The organism is Spiroplasma sp. hy2 (genome assembly GCF_044714365.1).
GTDB classification, from domain to species: Bacteria; Bacillota_I; Bacilli_A; order Mycoplasmatales; family Mycoplasmataceae; genus Spiroplasma; species Spiroplasma phoeniceum.
The window spans coordinates 1-3,391 of record NZ_RXFZ02000115.1 but is presented as its reverse complement, the minus strand read 5'-3'; the positions used below and the strand labels follow the sequence as shown (position 1 = coordinate 3,391).

Below are 3,391 nucleotides of genomic sequence, written 5' to 3'. Positions count from 1 at the left end.
AWTTATGTGTAATACAACTTTTAAAAAGTTAATAAAAGTTGTGATAAAAAGTTTCTATTTTAAGAACTTAAGATGCTGTCCTTTCTCTGAATTAATTAATAATTATGAGTTTACAAATAAAAAAACAACCCTTTAATAAGAGTTGTTTTAGCGCGTTTCGTTTTACAGTTTACACATTAAAATAATAATTAAAAGGAATGATTATCATAAATAAACATTCCTTTTAACTATTTTTAAAATTATTTTATAATCAATTTTTTGTCACTTTAATATAACCAACTTTTGATAATTGAGCAGTGATACAATACGCTCCAATAACTCCTATGACGATTGGAATATATACTAATGGTGGTGCTGTCATTGGAAAGACATTGTTCAATGCATATGGAATTAAGAATCCTAATAATACAACAATTCCTGTGGCAACATTAACTGGTCAAGTTGGTTTTGATTGAATAAATGGAATTTGTTTTGTTCTAAACATTAACATAACAACGGTTTGAGTAATTAATCCTTCAATAAATCAACCCGATTGAAAAATTGCAACATGATAAGCGGCATTTGCCGAAGTAGGATCAGCATGATATGCACTAAAGACACCAAAACCATACCCCAAAATAATAAAGGTTATTACATCAAAAACACTACTAATTGGGCCGTTAACAAAGGTAAATGATAACATACCTTTTGTACGTCAGCGCTGTGGTTGTAATAAGAAATCTTCATCAACACGGTCAAATACAACCACAAATTGTGAAAAATCATAAATTAAATTTTGAAATAACATTTGAACTGGCAACATTGGCGTAAATGGAATTCATCAAGCCACAATAATTAAAGTAAAAACATTCCCAAATTGTGAAGCCATTGTTATTTTAATATATTTTAAAATATTTCCAAATGTTAAACGTCCTTGTTCAATTCCTTGTTCAATTACATCTAATGATTTTTCTAATAAAATAATATCTGATGCTTCCTTAGCAACATCAGTTGCATTATTAACTGAAATTGCAATATCACTTTGTCGTAATACTGGCACATCATTAATTCCATCACCCATAAAACCAACAACATGATTATTCGCTTTTAGCAAACTAATAATTCGTGATTTCTCCGTTGGATTTAATTTAACAAAAACATTGTTAATTTCAACCGCACGTTTTAATTCATAGTCAGTCAATTTATCTAATTCTTCCCCAGAAATAATTCCTTTAATTTTCATTCCTACACGATCACAAATCGAACGCGTTACAGCAGCATTATCTCCTGTTAAAATTTTTAATTCAACACCACGAGTAGCTAATACTTTAACCATTTTTGATGCTGATGGTTTAGGAATATCTAAAAATGTTGCATAACCATAAAAAATTAAATCTTTTTCATCATTAATGTTATAAACTTTTTGATTTTCATTAACAACTTTATAACCAATTCCTAACACGCGGTATCCCTGATCATTCAAACGAGTTACCGTCTTAATGATTTGTTTTCTCATTTCATCATCTAAGTCAACAATTTTATTTTGATAATAAATTTTATTTGAAACATTAATAATTTCTTCAATTGCTCCTTTTGAAATTAATTTTGTATCTGCTGCATTTTTAACAATAATTGTTAAACGACGACGTTCAAAATCAAATGGAATTTCATCAACTTTTTGATATTTATCAGGAGCAAAATAATGTGTACTTTCTTTAACATAATCAATAATTGCTGAATCTAGTGGATTTTTAATTCCAGTTTGAAAATAGCTATTTAAGTATAATAATTTCAATAAATCTGGTTTTTTTTTATTGTCGAAACTAGCATAATTAATTAACTCAATTTTATCATTTGTTAAAGTTCCTGTTTTATCTGTACATAAAACATCAATTGCCCCTAAATTTTGAATTGCCCCTAAATTTTTAAATACTAATTTACTGCGGCTCATTTTACGAGCTCCTCGTGCTAAATTACTTGTCACAATCATTGGCAGCATTTCAGGAATAATTCCAACAATAGCTGCCGCTGTTCATGTTATTCCTCCTAATCAATCACTTTTTGTTCCTGAGTAAATTAAGTAAATAATTGGTGCCATAATCAACACAAACATAATTAATAGGAATGTTACTCGTTGCACTCCTGTTTGAAAATTAGTTAAAGGGCGTTTTTCTTGCAATACACTTGAAATTGACGAAAAATATGTTTTAACTCCCGTTTGAATAACCATTGCAATTGCACTACCTGAAACAACACTTGTACCCATTAAACAAATGTTTTCTAATTCTAATAAATTAACCTTATCTGTTGTTGCATGTTTCTCAACTGGCATTGATTCTCCGGTTAATGAAGCATGATTAATAAATAAATCACGACTAACTAAAATGCGAACATCAGCAGGAACCATATCCCCACTTGATAAGTAAATCAAATCTCCTGGTACTAAATCACGAACATCAATATCTTCTGATTTTTTGATTAATTCAAACATATTTTCGTAATTAATGTCAGTATATCCCTTCCCATCTCGAATCACTGTTGCTTTATTACTAACAATATTAATTAATTTTTTCGTTACAAAATGTGCTTTTATTGTTTGAATATAAACAACTGTTCCACTTGCAAAAATCATAACTGCTACAATAATTGCTGGTAAAATATCAGCAATTCCCCGTTCTGCAATAGGAGTTGAAAAATACTCATAAAAATTATAAATACTAATCGCAATTAGTACTAAATTAAAAGGTCCAAAAAATGATTTAAAAAAGTTTAGAACTCAATTAAATTTAGTAGTATCTACTTTATTGTGTCCATATTCTTTTTGTAAATCTTCGACATCAGCTGTCTTTATCCCAAACTGATTACTTTTAAATTCGTTTAATAATTCAGGTTGGTTAAGTTTTGAACATGCTTTTAATTTTTTATCATTAAAACTTAGCTTTTTTAATAAAGCTTCTTTTGTTCTATCTTTTCCAAACATGATTTGTTTCCTCTCTTACTTTGTTTCATGACACAACAAAATAAGATAAATTAACACAACTAAAAATAGTAGCAATTATAAATAACTGCGGTGATTATCTTCTTGATGGTCAGAAACAATATTAAATAATGTATTACTTTTGTAAAAATTGATACCCTTAATAATCCGGCTTAATTGTAAAAACAGTCCGGACTGTTCCTGCTGTCCAAGCATAGAAATCACCACTCTTTCTTTCTTAAAAATAATACCTTTATATTTTAGCATAAAAAATAAGGCAAATATACCTTATTTAAAAAAATTATCGTAAAATTGAATAAAACAAAAATTTTCTTTAATTTTGTCGAAAACTCTTGATGAAATAAAAAAAATCATCAATATGACAATTTGAAAACTAATTTTGTGTAAGATTATGATTTTGCTTTAAATTTTTTA

General features: G+C 28.0%; 1 protein-coding gene. It reads right to left on the bottom strand.

What is annotated here, in order from left to right; all coding sequences use genetic code 4:
* Positions 1-244: 244 nt before the first annotated feature.
* Positions 245-2,959, bottom strand: a complete 2,715-nt coding sequence (mgtA, locus tag EHV01_RS04170; protein ID WP_422066336.1) for a magnesium-translocating P-type ATPase — start codon at positions 2,957-2,959, stop codon at positions 245-247.
* Positions 2,960-3,391 lie beyond the last annotated feature (432 nt).